Source organism: Mycobacterium sp. 1274761.0, assembly GCF_001668615.1.
GTDB lineage: Bacteria > Actinomycetota > Actinomycetes > Mycobacteriales > Mycobacteriaceae > Mycobacterium.
In genome coordinates, this window is record NZ_LZMC01000012.1 from 1 (window position 1) to 1,897 (window position 1,897).

General features: G+C 65.7%; 1 protein-coding gene. It reads left to right on the forward strand.

From position 1 onward, the window contains the following. On the forward strand, positions 1-1,897 hold a 1,897-nt coding region (locus A5651_RS01805), incomplete at both ends, for a condensation domain-containing protein (RefSeq protein WP_231988493.1).

The window sequence follows — 1,897 nt, forward strand, 5'->3', positions numbered from 1 at the left end:
GGCGAGATCCAGTCCGCGCTTAATGCTGTCGACGGGGTCAAGCAGGCGGCGGTGATCGTGCGGGAGGACCGCCCCGGTGACAAACGCCTCGTCGGTTATGTGACCGGCAGCGCTGACCCGGCCCGCATCCGGGCCCAGCTCGGCCAGCGGCTGCCGGGCTACATGGTGCCCACAGCGGTGGTGGCACTGGAGGCGTTGCCGTTGACGGTCAACGGCAAGCTCGACACCCGCGCCCTACCGGCACCCGATTACACCCAGCTCGATCGCTACCGCGCCCCCGCCAACGCGGTCGAAGAGATTCTGGCCGGCATCTACGCCCAAGTCCTCGGACTCGAGCGCGTCGGGGCAGACGACTCCTTCTTCGAACTCGGCGGGGACTCACTGTTGGTCATGCGTCTGGTTGCGGCGGTCAATAAAGCTTTGAATACCCAGCTGTCGGTGCGGACGGTTTTCGAGGCGCCGTCGGTGGCTCAGTTGGCGCCGCGAATCGGTGATGACAGCGGTGGACTGGAGCCGTTGGTGGCCGTCGAGCGGCCGGCGGTGGTGCCGTTGTCGTTTGCCCAGAACCGATTGTGGTTCGTCGACCAGTTGCAGGGGCCCTCAGCGGTATACCACATGGCGGTGGCGTTGCGACTGAACGGGCGCCTGGATGACAAGGCGCTAGGTGCGGCGTTGACCGATGTGGTGGCCCGGCATGAGAGCTTGCGCACTTTGTTCGCCGCGCCGGGGGGGATTTCGCGCCAGGTGGTGGTGCCGGTTGAGCGGGCTGACTTCGGCTGGCAGGTCATCGATGCCGGCGGCTGGCCGGATAGCCGGCTGGGTGAGGCCGTCGCTGCGGTGGTGGGTGAGCCCTTTGATTTGGCGGCCGGGATTCCGTTGCGGGCGCGGCTTTTCCGTATCGGTGATGGTGAGCATGTGTTGGTGGTGGTGGTGCACCATATCGCCGCCGATGGCTGGTCGGTCACCCCGCTGGTGCGCGATCTGGGAGTGGCGTACGCCAGCCGCTGTGCGGGCCGGTCCCCGCACTGGGCGCCGCTGCCGGTGCAGTATGTCGATTACACGCTGTGGCAGCGTGAACAATTCGGTGACATCGACGATCCGCGCAGCCGCATCGGAACGCAGTTGGCTTATTGGCAGCGCGCCCTGGCCGGGTTGGCTGAGCGGCTGAATCTGCCGACCGATCGGCCCTATCCGGCGGTGGCCGATTACCGCGGCTCCACCGTGGCGGTGGACTGGCCGGCGCAATTGCACCAGCGGGTGGTGCGGGTGGGCCGTGCGCACAACGCGACCAGTTTCATGGTGGTGCAGGCGGGCTTGGCGGTGTTGTTGGCCAAGCTTTGCGCCAGTTCGGATGTGGCGGTGGGGTTCCCGATCGCCGGGCGGCGCGACCCCGCGCTCGATGAATTGGTGGGTTTTTTTGTCAACACGTTGGTGTTGCGGGTCGATCTGACCGGTGACCCTAGTGTCGACGACTTGCTAGATCAGGTGCGCGCGCGCAGCCTGGCCGCCTTCGAGCATCAGGATGCGCCGTTTGAGGTGTTGGTGGAGCGGCTCAATCCGACCCGGTCGTTGGCTCATCACCCGCTGGTGCAAGTGACGTTGGCCTGGCAGAACAATGAGCTTCCCGATGAACGTGCGCTGGGCGATGTGCAAGTCACTGCGTTGCCGGTCGATACCCACACTGCGCGAATGGATTGGACGTTCTCCTTAGCCGAGCGCTGGACCGAGGCCGGCAAGCCCGCCGGAATCAGTGGGGTGGTGGAGTATCGCACCGATGTCTTTGATCGGAGCAGCATCGAGGTTCTGATCGAGCGGTTGGGGCGGGTGTTGGTGGCGTTGACCGCTGATCCATCGCGGCGGGTGTCGTCGATCGATGTGCTTGGTGGGGATGAGCGTG